The following is a 25,753-nucleotide window of genomic DNA, read 5'->3' on the forward strand; positions in this document are numbered from 1 at the left end:
GGTCAGAACACGACGGCAGCGGCCGCGGTCGAGATTGTTCACCGGGCGAATGCGGCTTCTGCTCGCGGCGATGCTGACGCTGGTGACGGTCGCCGGTGGCAGCGTCGGGGACGCCGGTGCCGCGTACGCGGCGGTCCAGGTACAGATCGACCCCCTCGCACTGAGGGATCGGCTCTTCTCGGCGCACATGCGTAACCGGGCGCAGGGCGTGCAGGGGCTGGAGCACATGTTCCTCAGCGCCGAGATGGTCGGCTACCGCCAGACGCACCCCAACGCCACCGCGAAGGACCTGATGGACCACGCGGTCATCATGGGCAACTGGTACGACAGCCAGCTGCGGGTGGAGGACCTGGAGCGGCCGGCGTACGAGTTCGTCGTGAAGCTGATCGAGCTGTCGGCGAACCACCCGGCCGGGGAGGTCACGGCGCCGATCATGCAGGCGCTGATCGAGTCGACGCTCGGCCCGCAGCTGAGCGTCCATGGCAACATGGTCGACCAGGTCGCGGCGTCGCAGTTCATGTACTCGTTCTTCGACCAGGTGTACGCGGTCGAGGACCGGGTTTGGGGAGCCGTGGCCCGGCTCGGCATGGACGATCCGACGTTCGCGGCGGCCTGGGACGGCCAGTTCGGCGTCAGGTACAACGTGTCGTCCAAGGCCGGCTCGGACCAGTTGCAGGCCGACCCGGTCATCGCGACCTACGTCAACGTCAAGGGCCTGCTGGACCACGGGTACAACGCGCAGGACTACGTCAACGACGGCAACGGCCAGCTCAAGCAGCTGCTGGACAAGATCAACGCCCGGCTCGCCGAGTCCACCGCGGCGGCCAACGCGCTGAACGCGCAGTTCCCGATCAACGGCGGCAACCCGACGCAGGCGGCGCTGGACCAGGCCAAGGCGCAGGCGGCCCAGCGGCAGCAGTGGATCCACGGCGCCGCCGGTGCGGTCCAGCTGCTGTCGACGCTGATCGGGTTCGCCGACTATCGGGCAGGTCAGATCGCCGCCGTCACCGGGAAGGCGGCGGTCCAGATCGCCACCGCGGTCAACGCCTGGCTGCCGACGATCGCGTCCAAGGGACTCGTCGCGGCGCTGACGTCGATGAGCGCGCTGACGATGGCGGGCAACGTGCTCGGCGCCGTCCAGACGCTGGTGCCGCTGTTCAGCGGGTGGCCTTCGCCCGACCAACAGATCTGGGACGAGCTGTGGCAGCTCCGCCAGGAGGTGGTCACCATGTCGAACCAGATGAGCGAACGGTTCGACCGGATCGAACCCGCACTCACCGAGATCTACAGCCAGATGCTGTCGCAGTTCGGAATCCTGCTGCAGCTGCACGACGCGACGAGCCAGCAGCTGGCCGACATCACCAGCCGGCTCGCTGCCCTGACGTACAAGGTCGAATTCTGGGGACTGGCGATCTTCGAGGCGGAACGAGCCGATCGCTCCATCCCGGTCGCCGACTGGTTCAACGGGGCGGTCGGCTTCAAGGCGATGCACGGGTACGACCTGCCGTGGAATGACAAGAAGCCCGCCACCTATCTGGGCGCGGCCACCGACCTCTTGACGTCGGCCGACACCGTCGCCAAGAACGAGCCGATGGCCCGCACGATCCCACTGAACCTCAACGATCCCGACACGGACGCCAACACGGTCCTGGACGGCTACCACGCCTCCGGAGCGATCCAGTACCTCAACGCCTATGCCCGCCAGTATCTGGGCATGCCCGGCACCGACGAGGTGGGCCTGACGCCCAACGCGGAGTTCTGGCTGGGGGCCACGGAGCCGTACAAGATGCTGATGACGCAGAATCCAGGCCATTCCAGAACCCAGCCGGGCCTATCGGACGGATTCATCAAGTCGGGCAACGCCATCCTCAGCGGTGCGGCGACGTTCAGCAAGCCGCGCACGCCGACCGGCGACAACCCGGCCCGGCTGAACCCGATCATCGAGAGCCTGATCAAGCGGTACCGGGCTGGATCGGACGGGCTCCTCACCGAGCTCGAAAAGCTGCGGGACGTGCCGCGGGTGGGGCACCCGGCGTACAACCAGTTCGGCCCGGCGAACCAGGCGGTGCCGAACAAACCGACGGCCGAGCCGACCATCGTCGAGGACTGCACGCGGGCGGGCGCCCCGAAGCGGAACCGACCGGCCAACGTGCAGCTGCTGGCGCTTCCGCAGGAGCTGTGGGTCGCATCGTACGCACGGGCGAACACCTCGGTCCGCGTGTGCTACGACACCAACTGGGAGAACATGGTCCAGCCGGAGGAGCCGGGCGGCGACAAGCCGTACGCCATCTACGCAGACCTGAAGGTGACCATGCGCATCCAGCAGGGCTGGGACGGTCAGTTCAGCACGGTCCGGCAGTGGGAGAAGGTGTTCCCGTACGGCAGGATGGGCCAGTACTACCCGCCGCGGTCGGGACAGACGTCCTGGCAGACGTCGCCCGACCAGGCGCTGAGCGAGAAGTGGGACCCGACCTACAAGGCGCAGTTCGAGACGTCGGCACCGATGACGGTCTCGGCGGACGCCGCCGCCATCACCCGGGTCCGCAACTGGCACAACTCGGTCGCCGGCAACTACTACGCCGAGGTCGAGCGCAGGATGACGACGGCGGGTGATCAGCTGAACACGTACGTACGCCAGATGACGACGGCGGCCCGGCTGCTCGACGCGTACGTGCGGCTCGGGTTCGGCCGCTCGCTCCAGCAGGACGAGCAGCTGGCCCTGTACCTGGTCGGCGTGGACAAGCTGCCGTCCGAGTACCGCTGGTCGCAGGTCGTGGCGCCGTTCAGCAAGGCGCGCAGCACCTACTGTTCGGCGGTCCAGAACAACCAGTGCGTCGTGCGGCCGGACGGGACGTTCGACCCGCGTACGGGCCAGAACGAAGGCAGGTACAAGCTGCTGTCGTGCGGCTGGACGACCAACCCGGACCGTCCCGTGGTCAACCCCGACCCGGTGGCGGACTGCGTCTGGTGGCTGTCGGCCTTGCGCTCGAACCGCGTCCGGGACTCGCTGGAGGCCGCGAGCGTGCGCCTGGCCACGCATCCCGGCTACACCGAGGGCATCCCGGCCGTGGAGATGATGATGCAGAGCCTCGAAACGGCAAAGGCCATCGCTCAGCACGCCGCACCCAGTTCCTGAACGGCACCGCGTGGGGCGGGCGAGCGCCCGCCCCACGCGGTGGGACTACCGTCCGCCGAGACCGGCCTCGCGGGCCCGGATGATGGCCTGGCCGCGGTCGGTGGCCCGGATCTTCGTCAGTACCCGCGACAGGTGGTTGCGCACGGTCTTGGTGCTCAGCGCCAGCCGCCGGGCGACCGCCGTGTTGTCCAGCCCGGCCGCGACCAGGTCGAGGATCTCCAACTCGCGCCCGGTGAGCTGCGGAAACGCCGCCGGCGCCCGGTGCGCGGCCGGGCTGAGCAGCCGCACCGCCCGCGCCGCAACCCCGCGGCCCAGCAACACCTCGCCGTCCGCGACCGCGTGCACCGCCCGCTCGATCTCGGCGGGTGAGGCCGTCTTCAGCACGTAGCCGCGGGCGCCGGCGCGGAGCGCGGCGAACACCGAGTCGTCGTCGTCGAGCATCGTCACCACCAGCACACCGAGCTGCGGGTCCGCCTGCACGGCGGCCCGCGTCGCCACCACCCCGGACCCGTCGCCCAGCCTCAGGTCCATCAGCACCACGTCGGGCCGGTGCTCGGCGATGACCGCCGCGCCGGTCGCCGCGCCGTCGGCCTCCCCCACGCAGCTGATGCCGTCGAGCGTGGACAGCAACGCGACCATGCCCATCCGGAACACCGGGTGGTCGTCGACGACGACCACCCGCACCGGCGAGCTCACCGCGGTCATGGCCGCCGCACCGGGATGGTCAGCCGGACGGCGGTGCCGCCGGCTCGGCCGTCGACCGTCAGCACGCCGCCGAGGCCTTCCGCCCGTTCACGCATCGACTGCATGCCCACCCCGGCACGCGCCCGCGTCCCGAAACCGTTGCCCTGGTCGAGCACCGACACCTCCACACATTCAGACTGCCTGTGCACCGCGACCGTGCACGCGTCGGCACCGGAATGCCGGTGCACGTTGCGGACTGCCTCCGTCACGACCGCATAGATCGCCACGACAGCGTCCTCCGGGAGCGGCACCGCCTCCGCGTCCACCCGGACCGTCAACCCGGCGGCGGCGTACCGGTGACTCAGCTCCTGCAGCGCGGGCAGCAGCCCATCCGTGTCCAGCACCGGCGGGACCAGGTCACGGGCGAGGTCCCGCACCTGTCCCGCGTAGCGGGCGGCCTCGTCGCCCAGCCCCGCGAGCAGCCTGTCGGCCGCCGCGACTGCGGGCCGGTCCAGGTCGGCCCGCAGGAGGTTGCGCGCCCCCGCGAGCGCGAACCCCATCCCGCTCAACGCCGGGCCGAGGCCGTCGTGCAGGTCGCGGCGAAGCTTCCGCCGCTCCGAGTCGCGCGCCTGCGCCACCCGGGCCCGCGACCGGGTCAGCTCGCGGTCCAGCCGGGTCAGGTCCACGAGCGCGGCCACGACCGGCGCCAGGCCGGCCAGGGTCGCCGCGGACCGGCCGTCGAGCCGCTCCCCGGCCGGGGGCCACGCCACGAGCTCCCCGATGGTCCGCCCGTCGCGGGCCAGGGGCACGCTCATCGGTTCACCGGCCAGTCCCGTCACCAGGACGCCCACCGCCGCGCCGTCCACCGTCACGACGCACCCGACGAGCCGCATCGACGCCGCGATCCCCTCCGCGACGTCGCGGAGCTGCCGGCCGGGCTCCGCCGCGCCGTGCAGGCCGTCGCTGACGGTGCGGATCAGGTCGGCGGTGCGCTCGCCGTACACCAGCCGGTCGACGCGACGCTGCGCCCACTGGCGCACCGGCGAGAACGCGATCGCGACCGCGGCCGTCGCCAGGATCTGCGGCGTCGGCGCGCCGGTGGCACCGACCAGCGCGACCGAGCCGGCGTAGCCCGCCACGACGAGCGTGGTCATCAGCAGCCACAGCATGGTGCGCCGGACGGCGATGTCGACCCGCCACAGCCGCAGGCGGAGCACGACCGCGAAGACCGCCGCCGGGAAGAGCGCCTGGGAGGCGAGCATCAGCAGCGGTGGCGCGACCCCGCTGGCCGCCGGCGCGACCGCGAGCGGCAGGAACGCCAGCGACAGCAGCACGGTCGCGCACGCGAGCCAGCCCAGGCCGCCCTGCTCGGTGGCCGGGGCGCGGTGCCGGCGCAGGAACACCCCGGCGGCGGCGGCGAGACCGAGCAGCACCAGCACCGGCTCGCTCCACCCGAACACCGCCAGGCGGAGCCCCTGCGGCACCGCACCGCCGGCCCGGGCGATCCACGGGTCCGTCGCCACGACCACGGTGACGATCCCGATGAACGCGACCCCGCAGGCCAGCACCGCCCGGACCCCGGCGGTCGGCCGCCGCGGCGGCAGCAGCCACGGCAGCAGGATCAGCAGGCCGAACAGTCCGGGAATCCAGGCCCACGACCAGGCGTCGGTCAGCAGGCGATGGGTCCACAGCCCCGGCATTCCGGCGGCGAGCAGCCCCCAGGTGCGGCTGAACCCCGACACCGCACCGCCGACCCCGGCCGCGACGAAGATCCAGCCCGCCGCGTGGGAGGCCCGGCGGAGCACCACCCATGCGGCGGCGCCGTAGACGGCACCGTCCAGCACATCGACGAGGACGTAGAGCTGGACCGTGTCCAGCGGCGGCCGGGCCACCGACCAGGCCGCCACCGTCGCGGCGGTGAGGCCGAGGGTGAGCACGAGGACGGCCCAGGCCAGCGCCGGGCGGCGTCGAACGATCGCCATGTACGGCAGCGCCTCCTGCGGACTGTGACTCGATCCGGCGGCCCGAGCGTAGACCGCGGCGCAAAACCGTCGCGGGCACGGCGATCTCTTCGGCGGCGACATCGACCCGCACGGCTGTTGACATCCCGGCCGGCGACCGCAGACAGTCATCATCTCCACCGTCCGGGTGGAGATCCACGGGGGAACGAGAGTCGATGAAGCGTGCTGTCCGGGCGGCTGCCGCCGCCGTCCTCGCCGGGCTGCTGCTCGGCACGTCCGGCTGCGGCCTGACCGCCGCCGGTGTCGACGGCGAGCTCACCGACGACTGGCCGCCGCTCGCCGCGCCGAAGTTCGACCTGCCGGCCGTCGGGGCGTGCCTGAGCACCACGACGAAGACCCCGTTCGACCCGGCCTACACCGTGGCCACCCCGATCGAGTGCGACCGGGCCCACACGCTCGAGGTCGTCCTGGTCGGCACCGTGAAGGGCAGCGCCGCGCAGGCGCCGGCGCCCCCGAAGCCGGGCAGCGAAGGCTTCCAGGCGTCCTACACGGCCTGCGGCAAGGCGGTCGCCGGCTACGTCGGCGGCGAGTGGCACACCGGCCTGCTCGGCATCGATGTGCGGCAGCCGACCAGCCAGGCCTGGCAGGGCGGGCTGCGCGACTACGTCTGCTCCGTCGTCGCGCTCAGCGACGCCTACGGCGTCATGCAGATGAACACCGGGTCGCTGAAGGGCTCGCTGACCGGCGCCGCGCCGAGGGCGCTGCGCTGCCTGGCGGCCACGGGCACCACCAGGTCCGACGGCTGGTGGGAAGACATGTCGACGCTGACCCCGATCGACTGCGCGCAGCCGCACGAGGCCGAGTTCGCCGGCACCATCCAGGTGGGCCCGGCCACCGGCTCCCTTCCCGCCTCCGACGTGCTGCGCAAGCGGTCGCTCGGCCCGTGCTGGGACGTCGTGGCCAGGTTCGTCGGTCTCAGCGGCAACGAGCTCGACGCCCGCGAGGAGTTCTGGGCCGCCTGGGACGGCATGGGCAGATACCAGTGGGAGGCCGGCGACCCGTACCAGCGCTGCTTCGCCCTCTTCCGCCCGGGCAAGAAGGCCCGCGCCACGGTCAAGGGGCTCGGCAAGAAGGGATTCCCGGCATGACGGCACGTACCCGGGCGGCGATCGCCGCCGTGCTGGCCGGCGTGCTGCTCGGCGCGTCCGGCTGCACCCTGCCGCCCGCCGGCGCGGACGGCGACCTGATCGACGACTGGAAGGCCCTCACCGCGCCGAAGTTCGACCTGCCGGCCGTCGGGACGTGCCTGGAAGGCAGCGCGGCGACGACGACCTTCAGCCCGTCGACGGTGCGCGACGCCGAGACCCCGTGCGACCGCGACCACACGTTCGAGGTCGTCCTGGTCGGCACCGTCGACGGCAGCGCCGCCCAGCGGGCCGTGCCACCCGAGCCGGGCGGTGGGCCGGGCGGCGAGGCGTACCGGGCGGCGTACAAGACGTGCAGCCCGGCGGCGGACGCCTACGTCGGCGGCGACTGGCACACCGGCCTGTTCGGCGTCACCATGCAGATGCCCGCGCGCCGCTCCTGGGAGGGCGGGCTGCGCTCCTACGTCTGCTCGGTCCTCGTCCTCAGCGACTTCTTCGGCCGGATCGGGTCGTCCACCGGCTCGTCGAAGGGCTCGCTGACCGGCGCCGCGCCGAAGGCGATGCACTGCCTCGACGTCAACGGCGACAAGGGCTCCGACGGCTGGTGGGAGGAGGTCCGTGCGATGACCCCCGTCGACTGCGCGCAGCCGCACGAGGCCGAGTTCGCCGGCACCGTCCAGGTCGGCGCGGACATCGCAGGCGAGCTCCCTTCCACCGATCAGCTGCAGAAGCTGGCGGGCGAACGCTGCTGGCCCGCCGTGGCGAAGTTCATGGGGCTCACCGGGGCCCAGCTGGACTCGCGCCGCGACATCGGGGTCTTCTGGGACGGCTTCGACAAGGCGATGTGGGACGCGGGCGACCGCACCCAGCGCTGCGTCGCCCTGTCCTACCCGGGCAAGAAGCTCCGCGCGTCCGTCAAGGGGATCGCGACGAAGGCACTTCCGGTCTGACCTGGGCAGGTGTGACCGGATCGGCATTGACATCCCGTCGCGCGGCGAAGACAGTCGTGGTCGCCACCGAACGGTGGCGCTGCAACGGGGGAACGAGAGAAGATGTTGACGCCTGCCCGGACGGCGATCGCCGCCGCCCTCGCCGCCGTGCTGCTCGGATTGTCCGGTTGCGGCGTCAAGGTCCCGGGAGTCGACTCCGACCTGGTCGACGACTGGCAGCCCCTCGCCGCGCCGCGGTTCGAGCTGCCGGCCACCGGGGCGTGCCTGGACCGGGACGCGCAGCCGTCCTACAACCCGTCGTCGCTGCTCGGCGCCCGGGTCGCGTGCGACCGCCCGCACTCGCTCGAGGTGGTCATGACCGGCACCGTCGAGGGCGGCGCCGCGCAGGCCTCGGAGCCACCCGCAGCCGGCAGCGAGGACGCCAAGGCGGCGTACGCGGCCTGCGGCAAGGCCGTCAGCGACCACGTCGGCGGCGACTGGCACACCGGCATGCTCGGCATCAACGTCCAGATGCCGAACCGGACACCGTGGAGCGGAGGCCTGCGCACCTACGTCTGCTCCGTCTACGCGACAAGCGACGTCTACGTCTACAGCTCCGGCTCCCTGGTCAGCTCGTCCCTGAAGGGTTCGCTGACCGGCGCCGCACCGAAGGCGCTGCACTGCATCGAGGTCAACGGCGACAAGGGCAAGGACAACTGGTGGGGTGACATCCGGGCGCTCACCCAGATCGACTGCGCGCAGCCGCACGAGGCCGAGTTCGTCGGCACCGTCCAGGTCGGCGCCGGCGTCGGCGGCGCGCTGCCCTCCCACGATCTGCTGAAGAAGTGGACGACCGACCGCTGCTGGCCCGCCATCGCGAAGTTCATGGGCCTCACCGAGTCCCAGCTGAACACCCGCAGCGACATGGGCATGGCCTGGGACGGCTTCACCAAGGCCGACTGGGACGCCGGCGAGCGCAACCAGCGCTGCTTCGCCCTGTTCAACCCCGGCAAGAAGGCCAAGGCCTCGATCAAGGGCCTGGGCAAGAAGGCCCTGCCCGTCTGATCACCGTCAGCTGACGGCGTCGTGGGTGATCCGGCGGGCGGCGACGAGCCAGCCGCCCGGCGCGGGCACCAGCAGGTCCTCGCCGGTGGTGCTGTTGTGGACCACCGGGCGGCCGGCGGCGGGCGTCTCGACGTTAAAGGCGGCGAACCTCGTCCGCAGCGCACCGCCCGGCGCGGGGTCGACGACGAGCATGTCCAGCCAGTACCGGCGGACGACGGCGGAGCCGGCGCGCTTCGCCACCGCGGCCCGCAGCGCACCGGCGATCGCCGCCCGCCCGCGACGCTGCGCCGGTGCCCCGCCGGCGAACGTCCTGCCGGCGGGGGCGACCTGGGTGAAGACCGCGTCGACGGTGAAGGTGGCCGCCCACGCGTCCACCTCCCCGGCGTCGAGCAGGTGCAGCTGCCGCACGTAGAAGGGGAGCAGCGTCACGGGGTCCAGCCGTCGTGCACCACGTGGCGGCGGCGGACCAAGAAGGTGTCGCCGTCGGGGACGAGGACGTCGTCGGCCGCGGTGCTCAGGTGCAGCGCGGACTGCCCGCCGGCCGGGGTCTCGATGACGAGCGCGTAGTAGCGGGTGGTGACGGTGCCGTCGGGCTGCGGCTCGACGGCGAGCATGCCGAGCCAGTGCCGACGGACCACGCCGCGGGCGGCCAGCGCGTCGGCGGCCTTGCGCAGCCGCCCCCCGATCTCCGCCCGGCCCCGGCGCGGTGCGGGGCGGCGGTCCTGGCCGAACTCGCCGTCCTCGGTGAAGGTGTCCGCCCACTCCTCGGCGCGGCCCTCGTCCAGCAGCCGCATCTGCACGGCGTAGAACTGCTGCACCCGCTGGTAGAGACCGGTGTCGACGGCGGTCGTCATGCGGTCACCCCGGCGACGTGCCGCAGGGTGGCGAGGCTGTTGGCGCCGAGCGCCTCGCGCACGAAGGTGCGGGCATCCTCGACGGTCCTGCCCTCACCGAGCACCGGGACCACGGCCGACGGCCGCAGCACCACCCGGTGCTGGGACGTGGCGGTCACGTGGCCGTCGCGCTCCTCGAACGTCCATCGTCCCGTGTGGACGCTCAGCAACGCCGGCGGCCGGGTCTGCTTGTAGACGATGCGCAGGCCCGGCAGGCCGACCCGGATCGACTCGGTCGTGTGGCTGGAGCCGTCCTTCGCCAGGGTCTCCATCCGCAGGCGCTGCACGCCGGCCGGCTCCTCGCCCAGCTCGACGCCGACGACGTGCGGCAGCCGTGCGGGCCAGTGCTGCGCGTCCCAGATGAAGGCGTGCGCGTCCCGCGCGGAGCCGGCGAACTCGACGGAGTCGGAGAACGTGAAGTCGATGCCGGGGTCGGCGAGCGCCCCGGCCTCCAGCGCGGTGAGCTCGGCGACGCTGTTGCGTTCGACCGCCTCGGCGATCCACGCCAGCCCCGACGGGTCGTCGTCGATCGCGCGGTACGTGTGGGTGAGCACGACCCGGCTGTGCCCGTCAGCGGCTTCCTCGACGTGCCACTCGCCGCCCATCGACGCCACCGGCGGCGCCGACACCTCCTGCCGGAACGTGATCCTCCGGGCGACGGGGTCGAGGGTGCGCAGCGAGGTCCACGACTTCACCGCACCGTTCGCGGTCGCCCACAGCTGCAACCGCTCCTCACCGTCGGACAGCGGGGTCGCCACGGCGTGCACGGTCGGCGGGAACAGCGCCGGCCATCCGGCCGCGTCGGCGAGCAGCGCGTACACCCGGTCCGGCGGCGCGGCGACCGTGATCTCATGGGAGACAGTCATCGTCGGTCCTCGTTTCCTAGTAGTTGCCGAGCCCGCCGCAGACGTTGATCGCCTGGGCGGTGATGGGGTCCGCGGCCGGCGTGACGAGGTACCCGACGAGCGCCGCGACCTCGTCAGGCGTCGAGTACCGCCCGAGCGGGATCTTCGCCTGGAACCGGTCCAGGACGTCGTCCTCGGTGGTCTGCCACGCGGCGGCGTAGCCGGCGCGGACGCGCTGCGCCATCGGCGTCTCGACGTAGCCGGGGCAGACGGCGTTGACGGTCACCCCGGTGCGGGCCAGCTCCAGGCCCAGGGCCTTGGTGAAGCCGATGACGCCGTGCTTGGAGGCGGAGTAGGGCGCGCCGAGCACGACGCCCTGCTTGCCACCGGTGGACGCGATGTTGATGATGCGGCCGCCGGGGCGCCTCTCGAGCCCGCCGGCGGTGAGCGCCTCCCGGGTCACGTGGAAGACGGCGGTGAGGTTGGTGGCGATGACGTCGTCCCACAGCTCGTCGGCGATCGCGGAGGTGACGCCGCCGCCGCTGCGGCCGGCGTTGTTGACGAGCACGTCGACGGGTCCGAAGCGTTGCACGGCGCCGGCGACGAGGGTGCGGATCTGGCCGGTGTCGCGGACGTCGGCGGCCTGCCCGTCGACGTCGAGGCCCTCGTCGCGCAGTTCCTTCACGGTGAGGGCGACGGCGTCGGCGTCGCGGGCGCACAGGTACACGCGATGGCCGGCTCCGCCGAGGGCACGGGCGACGGCCAGGCCGATCCCGCTGGTGGCCCCGGTGACCAGCGCATGCCGGGGCCCGGCGGGCGCCTTCGGCTTCGCCGCTGTCTCGGTCATGAATCCTCCTGAGTCTCGGGCTGGGACTGCAGCCGGGCGACGAGCCCGGTGTCGTGGGTGCCGGCGCGGAACGACGCGTCGGCAAGGACGTCGCGGAGAAAGCCGGCGGTGGTGTGCACGCCCGGCCCGTCGACCCGGAAGTCGGCGAGGGCCCGGCGGCCGCGCGCGATGGCGGTGTCCCGGTCGGGCGCCCACACGATGAGCTTGGCGAGCAGCGAGTCGTACGCCGACGGGACGCTGTAGCCGGGGTACGCGTGCGTGTCGACCCGCACGAACGGCCCGCCGGGCACGGTGAACGCGTCCAGGCGGCCAGGTGCGGGCGCGAAGTCGCGGGCCGGGTCCTCGGCGTTGACGCGGCACTCGATCGCGACGCCGCGGGGCGCGACGTCGGCCTGGGTGAGGCCGAGCGGCTCCCCCGCGGCGATCCGCAGCTGCTCGGCGACCAGGTCGAGGCCAGTGACCGCCTCGGTGACCGGGTGCTCCACCTGGATGCGGCAGTTCACCTCGAGGAAGAAGAAGTCCCCGGCGTCGTCGAGCAGGAACTCGAAGGTGCCGGCGCCGACGTAGCCGGCCGCGAGCGCGCCACGGACGCTGGCCTCGCCCATGCGCGCGACGACGTCCCGCGGTACACCGGGCGCCGGGGTCTCCTCGATGAGCTTCTGGTGCCGGCGCTGCACGGAGCAGTCGCGCTCGCCGAGGTGCACCGCGTTGCCGTGGGCGTCGGCGAGGACCTGGATCTCGACGTGGCGGCCGTTGGGCAGGTACCGCTCGATGTAGACCCGGTCGTCGCCGAACAGCGCCTGCGCCTCGGCACGGGTGCGCAGGTAGGCGTCGGCGAGGTCGGCCGCGCGCTCCACGACCCGCATGCCGCGCCCGCCGCCACCGGCCGCTGCCTTGATGATGACGGGGTAGCCGACACCGCCGGCGACGGCGGCGGCCCGCGTGACGTCGTCGACCGGCTCGCCGGGCAGCAGCGGCAGGCCCGCCGCCGCCATCAGCGCCCGCGCCGCGGTCTTGTCGCCGAGCGCGGCGATGACCTTCGGGGGCGGGCCGATGAACGTGAACCCCGCCGCCTCGCACGCCTCGGCGAACGACGGATCCTCGGACAGGAAACCGTATCCGGGGTGGATCGCGTCGGCGCCGACCCGTTCGGCGGCGGCGAGCACGGCGGCGTAGTCGAGGTAGCTGCGCCGCGCCGGCCCGGGCCCGATCTGGACTGTCTCGTCGGCGTACCGCACGACCGCCGACTCCCTGTCCACTGTGGAGTGCACGGCGGCGACGCGGATGCCGAGCTCCCGGCAGGTCCGGGCGACCCGCAGCGCGATCTCGCCACGGTTGGCGACGAGGACGGTCCCGAACACCGCCGTCACCCGCCGTCGAGGGCGAAGAGCGGCTCGCCGTACTCGACCGGCGCACCGTCGGCGACGAGCGCCTCGGCGATCCGGCCGGCGCGCTCGGCGTGGACCGGGATCATCAGCTTCATCGCCTCCACGATGCCGATCTGCTGCCCCTCGGTGACGGTGTCGCCGACCGCGACGAACGGTGCGGCGTCGGGCTCCGGCGCCCGGTAGAACACGCCCACCGCAGGCGAGGTCAACGCCGCTCTTGTCGGCGTTTGCGGCGTCGGTACGACGGAACCAACGTTGCGGTCCGCGGTCGGCACGGCGGCCGGGACGGGCGGCACGGCGCCGAACGAGATCTCCACCGCGACGTCACCGACGGACACCCGCACCAGCTCCGGTCGCGCCCCTGCCTCGTTGGCGAGCAGCAGGACGGTCCGCCGGACGGCGTCCAGCACCCCTGCCGCATCCGGCCCGGCGCCGTCCCGGGCCTCCGCCAGGGTCGTCATGCCGCGACCTGGTCGACCGGGGCGCCGAAGCGGCGGAAGCGGGCGTGGCGGCCGACGATGAGCCGAGGCGCGTTCAGCGGCAGGAGCGACCGCAGCTCGGTGACGAGCGCGGCCCGCAGCAGCCGCGCCGCCTCCGCGTGGTCGGCGGCCGCACCGTCGGGCGGCTCCGGCACGACGCCGTCGACGACGCCGAGGCGCAACAGGTCCGCCGGGCGCAGCCGCAGCGACCTGGCCGCCCGCGGTGCCTGCGCCGGGTCGTTCCACAGGATCGCCGCGCACCCCTCGGGGCTGATGACGGAGTAGACGCCGTTGGCCAGGACGAGCACCCGGTTCGCCAGGGCCAGGGCGAGCGCCCCGCCGCTGCCGCCCTCGCCGGTGACGACGGCGACGACGGGCACGGGCAGGCCGGCCATGAGCCGCAGGTTCTCGGCGATCGCGACCGCCTGCCCCTGCTCCTCCGCCTCCGGACCCGGATACGCGCCTGGAGTGTCGACGAGCGTCACCACGGGCAGCCCGAGCTTGGCGGCGAGCCGCATCAGCCGGGCCGCCTTGCGGTAGCCGGCGGGCGTCGGCATGCCGTACCGGCTGCGGGACAGCTCCTTGGCGGTGTGCCCCTTCTGGTGGCCGATGACGACGACCGGGATCCCGTCGAGCCTCGCCAGTGCGCCAATGACGGCCGGGCACTCGCCGGAGATCCGGTCGCCGTGCAGCCGCACGACGTCGGTGAAGATGCGGTCGAGGTAGTCGGCGGTGCTGGGCCGGCCGATGTCCCGCGCCAGCCGCACCGTGTCCCACGCGTCGCGGTCCTCCAGGTGGTCGGCGTCGCGGATCACGACGTCGCCGGCGGGCACCGGGTGCGGCGGCCCTTCGCGGCGGCTGCCGATGGCGACGATCCGGGCGATGGTGTCGCGCAGGGTCGCCCGGGGCCGGACGGCGTCGACGAGGCCGTGCTCGAGGAGGAACTCCGCGGTCTGGAAGTCGGCGGGCAGCCTCCGGCCGATGGTCTGCTCGATGACGCGCGGCCCGGCGAACCCGAGCCTCGCCCCCGGCTCGGCGATCGTGACGTCGCACAGCGAGGCGTAGGAGGCGGCGACGCCACCGTACGTGGGGTCGGTGATGAGTGCGACGGTCAGGATCCCGGCCTCGTCGAGCTGACCGATCGCCTGGCTGGTCTTCGCCATCTGCATGAGCGCGACGGCGCCCTCCTGCATGCGGGCGCCGCCGGACGCGGGCACCAGCAGCAGCGGGCAGCGCTGTGCCAGGGCGGTCTCGGCGGCCCGGGTGACGAGCTCGCCGACGGCTGAGCCGAGGCTGCCGCCGAGGAACCGGAAGTCCATGACGGCCGCGACGACGGCGACCCCGCCGATGGTGCCGCGCACGCAGACGACGGCCTCGGCGAGCCCGGACGCGGCGCGCGCCCGATCCACCTTGCCGCCGTATGAGGGGAACTGCAGCGGGTCGGCGTCGGACACCGGCGCGTCGAGCGCGTGCATGCTGCCCGGGTCCAGCAGCTGGGCGATCCGCTCGTGGGCGGTGAGCCGGTGGTGGTGCCCGCATTCGGGGCACACCCCGAGGTTGCGGGCGAGCTTCGGCTCGTACAGCGGGATCCGGCAACCGGCGCACAGGGCGAAACTCACCGCGCACCGGCCCGGGCCTGGTTGACGATGCCGACGAACTCGTCCGGGGTGCGGGCCTGCACGACGGTGTCGTCGGCGAGCCGCACCCGGTAGTCGCGTTCGACCCGCCCGGCGAGCTCCAGCAGCGCCAGGGAGTCGTAGCCGAGGTCCTCGAACGGCACGGCGCCGATGTCGCCGTCGAGGCCGCCGGTCTCGTCCTCGCCGGCGACCTCGCGCAGGAGCTCGCGGACCCCGTCGACGGTCAGTTCTCTGCTGCTCATGCTGCTGCTCCTTGTCGGTGCGCTGCGGTCGGGTGGTGCAGGACGACGGCCGCGTTGAAGCCGCCGTACCCACGGGCGACGACGAGGGCCGTGCGCAGCCGCGCCGGGCGCGCCGACGTGACCAGGTCCAGGTCGTGGGCGAGGGCCGGGGCGTCGACGTTGACGGTCGGCGGGATGACGCCGTCGCGCAGGGCGAGGGCCGCGGTGGCCACGTCGAGCGCGGCGCCGCCGGAGGCGAGCCGGCCGGTCATCGTCTTCGGCGCGGTCACCGGGGTGCCGCGCGGGCCGAACACGGCGGCGAGCGCGTCTGCTTCGGCCCGGTCCAGGGCGGGCACCCCGGCCGCGTCGGCGAAGACGACATCGACGTCCGCGCCGGCGGCACCGGCGTCCGCGAGGGCGATCTCGATGGCGCGGCGCAGCGTGCCGGGCCGCCCGCTGTCCTGCGGCGGGTCGAAGGTGGCGGCGTACCCGGCGACGACGGCCAGGGGTGCGGCGCCGCGGGTGGCCGCCGCGGCCGCGTCCTCGACGACGAGGATCGCGCCGCCCTCCCCCGGCACGTAGCCGGCCGCGTCGCGGTGGAACGGGCGGAACGCGGTCGCGGGGTCCTCACCGGTCGCGACCCGGCCGTTGGCGACCTGCGCGATCCAGCCCCACGGGCACAGCGCGCTGTCGACACCGCCGGACAGCACGACCGGGATCCCCTTGCGGATGTGCCGGCGGGCCTGCGCGAGCGCGTCGAGGCCGCCGGCCTGCTCGGTGACGAGGACGCCGCTGGGGCCGCGCAGGCCGTGCCGGATCGAGATCTGGCCGGTGTTCACCGCATAGAACCACGCGAACGACTGGTAGGCGCTGACGTGCTCGCCGCCGAGGCTCCACAGCTTCTCCAGCTCTCGCTGGCCGAACTCGAAGCCGCCGGAGGCGCTGGCGGTGACCACCCCGGCCGCGTACGCGGGCAGGGCGGCGGGGTCGAGTCCGGCGTCGGTGAGGGCGAGGTCGGCGGCGACGAGCGCGAGGCGGGTCATGTGGTCGGTCTGCGGCAGCAGCCGGCTCGGCAGGTGCCGGCGCGGCTCGAAGCCGCGGACCTCGCCGGCGAGCCGGGCCGGGTAGCGCTCCGGGTCGAAGCGGGTGATCCGGCCGATGCCGTTGCGCCCGTCGAGGGTCGCCCGCCAGTAGTCCTCGGTGCCGAACCCGTTCGGCGCCACCACACCGATCCCCGTGATGACGGCGCCCCGGCCTCCCGTGATGCCGGCGTCCCGGCCTCCCGTGATGCCGGCGTCCCGGCCTTCCGTGATGCCGGCGCCCCGGCCTTCCGTGGTGGGCGCGGTCACGGCCGCACCAGGACCATGGCGCTCTGGAAGCCGCCGAAGCCGCTGCCGACGGACAGGACGGTGTCGGTGCGCTGCTCCCGGGCGTGCAGCGGCACGTAGTCCAGGTCGCACTCGGGGTCGGGCTCGTGCAGGTTGGCGGTCGGCGGAATGACGCCGTGCTCGATCGCGAGGGCGCTCGCGGCGATCTCGATGGAGCCGATCGCGCCGAGCGAGTGCCCGACCATCGACTTGATCGAGCTGACCGGGGTGCGGTACGCATGCGCGCCGAGGCTGAGCTTCGCCGCCGCGGTCTCGTGCCGGTCGTTCTGCTTGGTGCCGGAGCCGTGCGCGTTGAGGTAGTCCACGGCGGTCGGGTCGAGGCGGGCCTCGTCGAGCGCGACCCGGATCGCCTCGGCCATCTCGACCCCGTCGGGGCGCAGGCCGGTCATGTGGAAGGCGTTGGCGCGCCCGGCGAACCCGGCGATCTCCGCGTACACGCGGGCGCCGCGGGCCCGTGCGGCGGACAGCTCCTCCAGGACGAACACCGCCGAGCCCTCGCCGAGCACGAAGCCGTCGCGGCTGCGGTCGAACGGGCGCGACGCGTGCTCGGGGTCGTCGTTGCGGGCGGTGGTGGCCTTGATGGCGTCGAAGCAGGCGACCGTGATCGGGGAGATCGGTGCGTCGGTCGCGCCGCCGATGACGACGTCGGCGGAGCCCTCGCGGATCAGGTCGGCGGCGTGGCCGAGCGCGTCCAGGCCCGACGTGCAGCCGGTGGAGACGACCGCGGCGGGGCCCTCGGCGCCGGCCGCCCAGGCGACCTCCGCGGCCAGGGAGCTCGGCACCAGGTAGTCGTACAGGTGCGGCACCGCGTACCGGGGGTCGACGTGCCAGTGCCGGCCGGCGTCGCTGACCACGGCGTACTCGCGCTCGAGGCTGGTGGTCGCGCCGACGGCGCTGCCGATGACGGTCGCGGTCCGGCCGGGGTCGCGGGCGTCGAAGTCGAGACCGCTGTCGGTGAGCGCCTCACGGGCCGCGACGACGGCGAACTGCGCCGCCCGGTCCATGCGGCGGATCTCCTGCTGGGTCAGTCCGGCGGCCACCGGGTCGAAGTCGCACTCGGCGGCGACCCGGGAGCGGAACGCCCCGGCGTCGAACGCGGTGATGGTCCGGGTCGCGGTCCGCCCGCTGGTGAGCAGCGCCCAGAACGCCTTGGTGCCGACCCCTCCGGGGGCGACCACGCCGATGCCGGTGATCGCCACCCGGCGCCGGTCCCCCGCCGCATGCGCCCCGTCACGTGGAACGCCGGCGACCCGGCGCCGGTCTCGCCTCGCATCTGCCATGCCGAGAACGTTGACAGCGGCCGATGGAGCGGCGACCACGACCGGCCTGGAGGCGGGCTCCAGGTGTTGTGTAGCACCCGTGGACGGGGGCTGCGGAGGCTGTCCGCATGAGTCTGGACGGGCGGGTGGCGGTGGTGACCGGGGGTACCCGGGGCATCGGCAGGACGATCGCGGCGGCGTTCGCAGCGCGGGGCGCCAAGGTGGTGGCCGCGGCGAGGTCCGCGGAGCCGCCGGACGAGCGGGTCGACGTGACGGACCCGGGCTCGGTCCGGGACCTCTTCGACCGGGTCGAGGCGCGGTTCGGCCGCGTCGACATCGTCGTGGCGAACGCCGGGGTGAGCCGCCCCGGGCCGGTCGCCGGGCAGGCGCCGGAGGCGTTCGCGGACGTGCTCGCCACGAACGTGGCCGGCACGTTCCACACCGTGCAGGCGGCCGTCCCGGCGCTGCGGCGGGCCGGCGGCGGCCGGATCCTGACGCTGTCGTCGGCGCTCGCCACCCGGGCGACGCCGGGGGCGGCGGCCTACAGCGCGTCGAAGGCGGCGATCGAGGCGCTCACCCGCACCGCGGCGGTGGAGCTGGCGCCGCACGGCATCACGGTGAACTGCCTGTCCCCGGGGATCATCGCGGAGGGCATGGGCGAGCAGCTCATCGGCAACGCGGCGGTGTGGGCGAGGTACGGGCCGCGGCTCGCCGCGGGGCGGCCGGGCACCGGCGAGGAGGTCGCGGCGGTCGCGGTGTTCCTGGCCGGCGCGGGCGCGGGGTACGTCAACGGCAGCGTCGTGGACGTGCACGGCGGTCTGGACTGGTAGCGGTCTGGACTGTACCGTCTAGTATGATCGACGGGCGACGGAGGGGTGGTACGCGTGGCGGGTTCGAGCACGACGGTGGCACCCTCCGAGGTCGCGCCCCGCGGACTGCCCGGCAAGCGCACCGCCATCATGCGCGCGGCGACCCGGATCTTCATCACCGCCGGCTATGAGCGGGCCAATCTCGACACGATCGCGGCCGAGGCGGGCGTGTCGAAGCAGACCATCTACAACCACTTCGGCGACAAGGAGCGGCTGTTCGTAGCGGTGGTCGACGAGGCGCGCACCGGCGCCGACCGTGACACCGAGCTCGACGAGTCGCTGCTGACCGACCCGGCCGCGCTGGAGCAGGACCTGCTGCGGCTCGGCCGGCAGTTCCTCGCCGCGACGCTCGACCCCGAGGTGTCGGCGCTGCGCCGGCTGATCATCGCCGAGGTCTCGCACCACCCGCAGCTGCACCGCTCCTGCGGCGCGGACGAGCCGCAGTCGGGGCCGAAGCTGCTGGGCTGGCTGATCCAGCGGGTGGCCGTGCTGACCGCCCAGGGCGTGTTGAGCGCGGACCGTCCGGACCGGGCGGCGGCGCATTTCGTGTCCCAGCTCACCTATGAGGGACAGCAGCGGTCGAAATATGGCACGCTCGCTTTGGCGCCCTGGGAAATCGATGAGATCTGCGCCGACGCCACCGATCTTTTTCTCCGCGCGTATCGGGTTGCACCTGCTCAGGGGCGCACGAAGAGCCGCAGATAGCGCCTGATTTCCTACCTTGACCGTAGTATTTACCTACGATACGCTTCAATGTAAGCGGTAAAAGCCGCAGCGACGACCGCGCCCAATCCCTGCAATGACGCAAGCGGCGAAGTCGGACCAAAATCCTATTAATCCGATAGGAGACGCAGTGAAACTGGGAGTTCTTGGCCCGCTCCTCCTTTGCGCTGACGGGGCGATCCAGGTGCCGACCGCACCGAAGCAGCGGCAACTGCTCGCGCTGCTGCTGCTCAACGCCAACCAGGTGGTGCCGGTGAGCCAGTGCATCGAGGAGCTGTGGGAGTACAACCCGCCGGCGAGCGCCGTGTCGACGCTGCACACCTACATCATGCAGCTGCGCCGCATCCTGCGGCTGGGCAACGAGCGGGACGCCACCTGCGCCGGCCGCCTCGTCACCCGCGACCGCGGCTACCTGTTCGTGTCTCGGCAGGGCGAGCTGGACGTCGACGCGTTCGAGGACCGGCTCCGCGACAGCCGGCAGGCGCTCGGCGACGGCGACGACCCGGCGGCCGCGGCGGCGCTGCGCGACGCGCTCGCCGTCTGGCGCGGCCCGGCGCTCGTGGACGTGCAGCCCGGCCCGGTGCTGCGCACGTGGCTGGCCAGCCTGGAGGAGAGCCGGCTGTCCACCATCGAGCGCCGCATCGAGGTCGACCTGCGCCTGGGCCGGCACCAGGAGCTGATCGGCGAGCTCAGCGCGCTGGTCGAGCGGCACCCCGTCCACGAGAACCTGCACGCGCACCTGATGCTGGCGCTGTACCGCTCCGGTCGCCAGGTGCACGCGTTAGAGGTCTTCACGCGGCTGCGGACGGTCCTGTCCGACGAGCTGGGCCTGGAGCCGTCGCCGGCGCTGCGCCGCCTGCACCAGGCCGTGCTCTCCTTCGACCCGGCGCTCGACGCGCCGCCGGTGCACGTGCCGTCGCGCTTCTCCATCGACCTGGACCTCGGCCGGATCCGCCGCGTGCTCAGCGAGCCGTGCCGGGTGTGACGACCTCCAGCCGCGGCACCGCGTCCAGCAGCTGTCGGGTGTACGGGTGCCGCGGCGCGGCGAACACGGTCTCGACCGGCCCGTCCTCGACGATCTCGCCGGCGCGCATGACGGCGACGCGGTCGCTGAGATGGTGCACCACCCCGAGGTCGTGCGAGATGAACAGCATCGCCACCCCGAGCTCCGCCCGCAGGTCGATGAGCAGGTCCAGGACCTGCGCCTGGATCGACACGTCGAGGGCGGACACGGGCTCGTCGCAGACCAGCAGCGCCGGCCCTGGCGCGAGGGCGCGGGCGATGGCGACCCGCTGCCGCTGCCCGCCGGACAGCTCGACCGGCCGCCGGTCGAGCACCGCGGCGCCGAGCCCGACCTGGTCCAGCAGCCGCAGGACGCGGCGGCGCCGGTCGCGCCGGGAATGGCCGATGACGCCGAGCGGCTCGGCGACGATGCGCTCGACCGGGTGCCGCGGGTCGAACGAGCTCAGCGGGTCCTGGAAGACGACGCCGATCCTGCGCCGCAGCGGCCGCCGGTCCCGCTCCCGCAGCGCGCTCCACGGACGCCCCTCGAGGAGCACCTCGCCGCCGTCCGGTGCCAGGAGCCCGAGCGCGACCCGGGCGACGGTGCTCTTGCCCGACCCCGACTCGCCGACGAGGCCGAGGATCTCGCCGGCGCGCAGCGTCGCCGACACGTCCCGCACGGCGTCCCGGGTGCCACCACCCGGCAGGCGGAACCGTTTCGTGACGCCGCGGAGCTCGAGGACGGGCTCCCCCGGTACCGACGCCGCCGACGCCACCTGAGCGGCCTGACCGCCGGAGAGCCTGGTGCCGCGGGGGTGCGCGCCGGGGACCGCGGCGAGCAGCTGGCGGGTGTAGGGGTGCTGCGGATCGCCGAGCACCTGCGCCGTGGGGCCCGACTCGACGATCACGCCGTCGCGCATCACCGCGGTGCGGTCCGCGAGGCCGGCGACGACGGCGAGGTCGTGGCTGATCAGCAGCAACGCGGTGCCGGTCGCCTTGCGCTCGGCGAGCAGGGCGAGGATCTGCGCCTGGACGGTGACGTCGAGCGCGGTGGTCGGCTCGTCGGCGACGAGCAGCGACGGCCCGGCCGCGATCGCCGAGGCGATGAGGGCCCGCTGCCGCAGCCCGCCGGACAGCTCGTGCGGGTGCTGCCGGGCGCGCTGCTCCGGCTCGGGCACGCCGACCTCGCGCAGCAGCTCCAGCACCCTTCCCCGGCGGTCCTTCACGTCCACGCGCAGGGCCTCGGCGATCTCGGCGCCGACGGTGCGCAGCGGATCGAGCGAGACGAGCGCGTCCTGCAGCACGAGACCGATCCCCCGGCCGCGGACCTCCCGCCAGCCGCGAGGCCTCAGCCTGCGCAGATCCCGCCCGGCGAACTCGATGCGGGCGGCCTCCACCTCGGAGGACGGCCCGGTGAGGCCGACGAGGGTGCGGGCCGTGACGCTCTTGCCCGACCCGGACTCGCCCACGACCGCCAGGCACTCCCCCGCCTCGATCTGGAACGACACGCCCCGCACGGCCTCGACCCGCTCGCGTCCACTGTGGAACGTCACCCGCAGGTCGTCCACTCGCAACAGTGTCATCGGAGCCCTTCGAATCGTCGTTGCCAGCGGCGGCCGAGGACGGTCACCGCGACGACCGTCACGGTGATGGCCAGGCCGGGGAAGACGCCCACCCACCAGGCGGTGGACAGGAAGTCACGGCCGTCGGCGAGCATCGCGCCCCATTCCGGGGTCGGCTGGCGCGGGCCGAGGCCGAGGAAGCTCAGCGACGAGCCGATGATGATGGCGCTGCCGGTGCCGAGCGTCGCCAGGACCAGCACCGGGCCGAGCGAGTTGGGCAGCACGTGCCGCCAGACGAGGCCGATCGGGCGGACGCCGACGGCGACGGCGCTGGTGACGTAGTCGGCGCGGCGCACCGACAGCGCCTGCCCGCGGATCATGCGCGCGTACCCCGGGACCGCCGCGAACGCGATCGCGACGAGCTCGCTGACCGGGCCGGGTCCGAGCACCGCGATGACCAGCAGGGCGAGCAGGATGCCGGGCAGCGCGAGCAGCACGTCGACGGCGCGCATGAGCACCTCGTCGACCAGCCGCCCGCCGAGCGCCGACAGCAGCCCGAGCAGCGTGCCGGCCACGACGGCCAGGACGGTCGCGGCGACGCCGGTGACGAGCGAGATGCGGGCGCCGTGGACGATCCGCGCGTAGACGTCCCGGCCGAGCTGGTCGGTGCCGAGCCAGTGCGTGCCGTCCGGCGGCCGCAGCGCGATGAGCGGGTCGACCTCGTCGGGCCCTGTGGCCAGGCTGTCCGGCACGAGCACCGCGACGAGCAGCGCGGCGAGGACCACGCCGGCGACGACGACGCCCGCCGCCGGCACCCGTGGCCTTGCTTTCGCGGTGACCGCGATGTCGGTCATGGAGCCGCTCCCCGCAGGCGTGGGTCGATGACCCGGTACAGGCCGTCGACGAGCGTGCTCACCACCACGAACACCACCGCGACGAACAGCACCATCGCGATGACGACCGGGAAGTCGCGGCTGCTGATGGCGGCGAGCGTGACCCGCCCGAGGCCCGGGCGGGCGAACACCGTCTCGACGAGCACCGCCCCGCCGAGCAGGTGCCCGACGAGCCAGCCCGACAGGGTCACCGCCGGGCTCAGCCCGTGCCGCAGCACGTGCCGCGCCCGCACGCCGAGCTCGCCGACGCCCCTGGCCCGCACCGACACCACGAACGGCTGCCGCAGCGCCCCCTCCATCCCGTCGCGCAGCACCTGGGTGAGGATCGCGCCGACGGGGACGGCGAGGGTGACGGCGGGCAGGATCAGCGCCGCGGGGCCCTGGTCGACGCCGACTGGGACCAGCCGCAGCCGGAACGCGAACACCGACAGCAGCAGCAGCCCGAGCCAGAAGCTCGGCGTGGACACCGCGACCAGCTCGACCGCCTGCGCGACGCCACGGGCGACCCGCCACCGGCCGGCGGTGAGCGTGGCGACGAGCACCGCGCCCGCGAAGGCGAGGAGCGTCGCGGCGAGCGCCAGCTGCACGGTCGGCCACACCTGCTCGCCGATGATCGCCGACACCGGTTGCTGCAGCTGGTACGAGCGGCCGAGGTCACCGCTCGCGAGCCGGGCCAGGTAGTGCCAGTACCGCACCGGCAGCGGCAGGTCGAGGCCCATCTCGTGCCGGATCAGCGCCATCGTCTGCGGTGTGGCCGGCGCGCTGCCCACCAGGGCGCGCGCCGGGTCACCGGGGATGAGCTCCATCGCGAGGAAGGTGACGGTGGCGGCGCCGAGGAGCACGCCGAGACCACCGGCGAGCCGGCGCAGCAGCCACCGCACCCTGCTCACTTCGTCAGCCACACGTCGTAGAGCAGCGGGAACGAGGCCGGGTCCGACCGCAGGCCGTGCACCTTCGTCGACGCCGCGAGCAGGTACGCGGGCACGTAGACGGGGAACGCGGCGGCGTGCTCCTGCACCCACAGCTGGGTGCGGCTGTATGCGTCCTTGCGCTTGGCGTCGTCCGCGGTGGCGGACGCGCCGTTCACCCAGCCGTCGACGGTCGCGTCGTTGACCCACGAGATGTTCTGGCCGGTGAGCGGCTTGCTGGTGGAGGCGAAGAAGATGCGCAGCAGGTCGGGGTCGGCGCGGGTCCAGCTCTCGTCGAAGATGTCGTACTGGGCCTTCGCGACCAGCCCGAACAGCTCGGCGGTCTGCACGCTGGTCCGCACGACCTCGATGCCGATCTTCTTCTCCGCCGCCTGCACCGCCTGGGCGAACGTGCCCCGCTGCTGGACGGCGGCCTGCTGCTGCGTGTACGGCCAGACCACGGCGAGCCGTTTGCCGTTCTTCGTGCGGTACCCGTCCGCGTCGCGGGTGGTCCAGCCGGCCTCGTCGAGGAGCTTGTTCGCGGCCGCCTCGTCGTACTTCGTCTTCTGCTCCAGCGACGGCTCGTAGTACTTCGTGTTGGGCGACAGGACGCCCCATGCCCGCTTGTACTGTCCGAAGTAGACGCTCTTGACGAGGGTGTCGACGTCGAGCGCCTGCTGGAACGCCTTGCGGACCTTCTCGTCGTCGAACGGCGCCCGCGACGTGTTCGGGTACAGCGTGTAGACGGCCCCCTGCGCGTCGGTGCGGACGAGCTGGAGTGCGGTGTTCGCCTGCACCGCCGCGACGTTGGGCACCGGCACGGCGCTGATCCCCTGGACCTCACCGCTGGTGAGCGTGCCGAGCCGGGTGGCGCTCTCGGACAGGAACCGGATGACGACCTTGTCCAGGTGCGCGGGCCCGGCGTGCTTCGCGTTCGGCGGCGCCGAGGTGTAGGTCGCGCTGCGCGTCAGCGTCACGTTCTGCTGCCGGGTGTGGCTGGTGAACACGAACGGTCCCGACCCGACGACGTGCTCGCACAGCGCCCCCGCGTAGTCGGTGAACGCCTTCGGCGACTGGATGCCGAGGTACGCGGTGCTCGCCGCCTGCAGGAACGGCTGGAACGGCGCGCTGAACCGCACCTCCGCGGTGTGCTCGTCGACGACGGTGGTGCCGGTGTACGGCCCGATCAGGGTGCTCGCATACTGCGACTTGGTCTCCTTGGCCACGATCCGGTCGAAGTTCGCCTTCACCGCCGCCGCGTCGAACTTCGTCCCGTCGTGGAACGTGACGTCGGTCCGCAGGTCGAACGTGTACGTCTTGAGGTCGTCGGAGACCTTCCACGACTTCGCCAGCCACGGCTTGAAGCCGCCGTCGGCGTCCTGCACCACGAGCGAGTCCACGACCCCGCGGGTGATGAACGCGGTGGCGTCGGCGAGGCTGACGTGCGGGTCGAGGCAGCTGGGCTCGGAGTCGATCGCGTAGTTGAACGTCCCACCCGCGACCGGCGCCCCCTCCCCTGCGGCGCCCTCACCGGACGCGGGCGTGGACCCGCACCCGGCGGCGGCTAAGAGGCTGAGCGCGGTGGCGGCGGCCGCCAGAGTACGGAGCTGTCGCATATCGGGAGGTCCTGTCGTCGATGCCAGCGGGGGACGCGATGTCGCCCAGCGTGATCGAACCGGGTAGATCTTCCGCACAGTTCCGCTACAGTCCGCGTGGAGCCTCGCTGGAGGAGCCTCCCAGCCGCCGCGGTACCGCCACTGCATCGACCACCGTCAAGCTCCGTGGCATGGACTTTCTCCGTCGCCTCGGCGCCTACCTTCTGCGCGCCATCGTCGACCTCGGCCACGACATCAGCCCCGTCCCCCTCCCGCGCAGGGAAGACCTCGACGACGCACCGTGACCATCGCCCCGTCCCGCAC

General features: G+C 73.3%; 23 protein-coding genes. 7 read left to right on the forward strand and 16 right to left on the reverse strand.

Annotation, left to right across the window (positions count from 1 at the left end; all coding sequences use genetic code 11):
• The first annotated feature begins 49 nt into the window (after positions 1-49).
• Positions 50-3,136 (forward strand): hypothetical protein, encoded by a 3,087-nt coding sequence (locus tag ABZ321_RS24345; RefSeq protein ID WP_354894877.1) that lies wholly within the window; start codon positions 50-52, stop codon positions 3,134-3,136.
• A gap of 45 nt (positions 3,137-3,181) precedes the next feature.
• On the opposite strand, the gene ABZ321_RS24350 is transcribed toward ABZ321_RS24345, so the two are convergent.
• Both ABZ321_RS24350 and ABZ321_RS24355 read right to left on the reverse strand, forming a co-directional pair.
• On the reverse strand, positions 3,182-3,841 hold the full coding sequence (locus ABZ321_RS24350; RefSeq protein ID WP_354894880.1) for a response regulator transcription factor: 660 nt from the start codon (positions 3,839-3,841) through the stop codon (positions 3,182-3,184).
• A complete protein-coding gene (locus tag ABZ321_RS24355; protein ID WP_354894883.1) occupies positions 3,838-5,802 on the reverse strand; it encodes a histidine kinase in 1,965 nt (654 codons plus the stop codon). Before ABZ321_RS24355 ends, ABZ321_RS24350 begins: the two co-directional genes overlap by 4 nt.
• Before the next feature lie 194 nt (positions 5,803-5,996).
• Between ABZ321_RS24355 and ABZ321_RS24360 the strand changes: the two genes are divergently transcribed.
• The 3 genes from ABZ321_RS24360 to ABZ321_RS24370 all read left to right on the forward strand — a co-directional run bounded on the left by ABZ321_RS24360 (position 5,997) and on the right by ABZ321_RS24370 (position 8,920).
• Entirely contained in the window at positions 5,997-6,929 is a 933-nt protein-coding gene (locus tag ABZ321_RS24360; protein ID WP_354894886.1) for a septum formation family protein, read from the forward strand.
• On the forward strand, positions 6,926-7,876 hold the full coding sequence (locus tag ABZ321_RS24365; protein ID WP_354894889.1) for a septum formation family protein: 951 nt from the start codon (positions 6,926-6,928) through the stop codon (positions 7,874-7,876). Before ABZ321_RS24360 ends, ABZ321_RS24365 begins: the two co-directional genes overlap by 4 nt.
• A gap of 102 nt (positions 7,877-7,978) precedes the next feature.
• Complete coding sequence (locus tag ABZ321_RS24370; RefSeq protein ID WP_354894892.1) at positions 7,979-8,920, forward strand: septum formation family protein; 942 nt, start codon at positions 7,979-7,981, stop codon at positions 8,918-8,920.
• Positions 8,921-8,926: 6 nt separating this feature from the next.
• Here the strand turns inward: ABZ321_RS24370 and ABZ321_RS24375 are convergent, their stop codons facing one another.
• From ABZ321_RS24375 to ABZ321_RS24420, 10 genes are all read right to left on the reverse strand, one after another.
• Positions 8,927-9,349: a nuclear transport factor 2 family protein gene (locus ABZ321_RS24375; protein WP_344511054.1), complete on the reverse strand. Its 423-nt coding sequence runs from the start codon at positions 9,347-9,349 to the stop codon at positions 8,927-8,929.
• The gene (locus tag ABZ321_RS24380; protein WP_354894895.1) at positions 9,346-9,774 is read right to left on the reverse strand and encodes a nuclear transport factor 2 family protein; all 429 of its coding nucleotides are present in this window, start codon (positions 9,772-9,774) and stop codon (positions 9,346-9,348) included. Before ABZ321_RS24380 ends, ABZ321_RS24375 begins: the two co-directional genes overlap by 4 nt.
• Complete coding sequence (locus ABZ321_RS24385) at positions 9,771-10,679, reverse strand: aromatase/cyclase (protein ID WP_354894898.1); 909 nt, start codon at positions 10,677-10,679, stop codon at positions 9,771-9,773. The genes ABZ321_RS24380 and ABZ321_RS24385 overlap by 4 nt, the downstream gene beginning before the upstream one ends.
• Before the next feature lie 16 nt (positions 10,680-10,695).
• Positions 10,696-11,505: an SDR family NAD(P)-dependent oxidoreductase gene (locus tag ABZ321_RS24390; RefSeq protein ID WP_354894901.1), complete on the reverse strand. Its 810-nt coding sequence runs from the start codon at positions 11,503-11,505 to the stop codon at positions 10,696-10,698.
• Positions 11,502-12,866: an acetyl-CoA carboxylase biotin carboxylase subunit gene (locus ABZ321_RS24395; RefSeq protein ID WP_354894904.1), complete on the reverse strand. Its 1,365-nt coding sequence runs from the start codon at positions 12,864-12,866 to the stop codon at positions 11,502-11,504. Before ABZ321_RS24395 ends, ABZ321_RS24390 begins: the two co-directional genes overlap by 4 nt.
• 5 nt (positions 12,867-12,871) lie before the next feature.
• Positions 12,872-13,354 carry a biotin/lipoyl-containing protein gene (locus ABZ321_RS24400; RefSeq protein WP_354894907.1) on the reverse strand — a complete coding sequence of 161 codons (483 nt, stop codon included), beginning with the start codon at positions 13,352-13,354 and terminating at the stop codon, positions 12,872-12,874.
• Positions 13,351-14,991 carry an acetyl-CoA carboxylase carboxyltransferase subunit alpha/beta gene (locus tag ABZ321_RS24405; RefSeq protein ID WP_354894910.1) on the reverse strand — a complete coding sequence of 547 codons (1,641 nt, stop codon included), beginning with the start codon at positions 14,989-14,991 and terminating at the stop codon, positions 13,351-13,353. Before ABZ321_RS24405 ends, ABZ321_RS24400 begins: the two co-directional genes overlap by 4 nt.
• A complete protein-coding gene (locus tag ABZ321_RS24410; protein ID WP_344511068.1) occupies positions 14,988-15,251 on the reverse strand; it encodes an acyl carrier protein in 264 nt (87 codons plus the stop codon). The genes ABZ321_RS24405 and ABZ321_RS24410 overlap by 4 nt, the downstream gene beginning before the upstream one ends.
• A complete protein-coding gene (locus tag ABZ321_RS24415) occupies positions 15,248-16,495 on the reverse strand; it encodes a ketosynthase chain-length factor (protein WP_354895170.1) in 1,248 nt (415 codons plus the stop codon). Before ABZ321_RS24415 ends, ABZ321_RS24410 begins: the two co-directional genes overlap by 4 nt.
• Before the next feature lie 80 nt (positions 16,496-16,575).
• A complete protein-coding gene (locus ABZ321_RS24420; RefSeq protein ID WP_344511070.1) occupies positions 16,576-17,898 on the reverse strand; it encodes a beta-ketoacyl-[acyl-carrier-protein] synthase family protein in 1,323 nt (440 codons plus the stop codon).
• A gap of 107 nt (positions 17,899-18,005) precedes the next feature.
• Between ABZ321_RS24420 and ABZ321_RS24425 the strand changes: the two genes are divergently transcribed.
• The 3 genes from ABZ321_RS24425 to ABZ321_RS24435 all read left to right on the forward strand — a co-directional run bounded on the left by ABZ321_RS24425 (position 18,006) and on the right by ABZ321_RS24435 (position 20,454).
• Entirely contained in the window at positions 18,006-18,707 is a 702-nt protein-coding gene (locus ABZ321_RS24425) for an SDR family NAD(P)-dependent oxidoreductase (protein ID WP_354894916.1), read from the forward strand.
• Positions 18,708-18,836: 129 nt separating this feature from the next.
• Positions 18,837-19,451, forward strand: a complete 615-nt coding sequence (locus ABZ321_RS24430; protein ID WP_354894919.1) for a TetR/AcrR family transcriptional regulator — start codon at positions 18,837-18,839, stop codon at positions 19,449-19,451.
• 202 nt (positions 19,452-19,653) lie between these two features.
• On the forward strand, positions 19,654-20,454 hold the full coding sequence (locus ABZ321_RS24435) for an AfsR/SARP family transcriptional regulator (protein ID WP_344511076.1): 801 nt from the start codon (positions 19,654-19,656) through the stop codon (positions 20,452-20,454).
• On the opposite strand, the gene ABZ321_RS24440 is transcribed toward ABZ321_RS24435, so the two are convergent.
• Genes ABZ321_RS24440 through ABZ321_RS24455 form a run of 4 tightly spaced genes read right to left on the reverse strand, consistent with a single transcriptional unit; the run spans position 20,432 to position 25,450 of the window.
• On the reverse strand, positions 20,432-22,054 hold the full coding sequence (locus tag ABZ321_RS24440; protein WP_354894921.1) for an ABC transporter ATP-binding protein: 1,623 nt from the start codon (positions 22,052-22,054) through the stop codon (positions 20,432-20,434). The two genes, ABZ321_RS24435 and ABZ321_RS24440, sit on opposite strands and share 23 nt — an antisense overlap.
• Entirely contained in the window at positions 22,051-22,887 is an 837-nt protein-coding gene (locus tag ABZ321_RS24445) for an ABC transporter permease (RefSeq protein ID WP_354894923.1), read from the reverse strand. Before ABZ321_RS24445 ends, ABZ321_RS24440 begins: the two co-directional genes overlap by 4 nt.
• A complete protein-coding gene (locus ABZ321_RS24450; RefSeq protein ID WP_354894926.1) occupies positions 22,884-23,828 on the reverse strand; it encodes an ABC transporter permease in 945 nt (314 codons plus the stop codon). Before ABZ321_RS24450 ends, ABZ321_RS24445 begins: the two co-directional genes overlap by 4 nt.
• Positions 23,813-25,450: an ABC transporter substrate-binding protein gene (locus ABZ321_RS24455; protein ID WP_354894929.1), complete on the reverse strand. Its 1,638-nt coding sequence runs from the start codon at positions 25,448-25,450 to the stop codon at positions 23,813-23,815. The genes ABZ321_RS24450 and ABZ321_RS24455 overlap by 16 nt, the downstream gene beginning before the upstream one ends.
• Between the last annotated feature and the right edge of the window lie 303 nt (positions 25,451-25,753).

Source organism: Dactylosporangium sp. NPDC006015 (assembly GCF_040614215.1).
GTDB classification, from domain to species: Bacteria; Actinomycetota; Actinomycetes; order Mycobacteriales; family Micromonosporaceae; genus Dactylosporangium; species Dactylosporangium maewongense.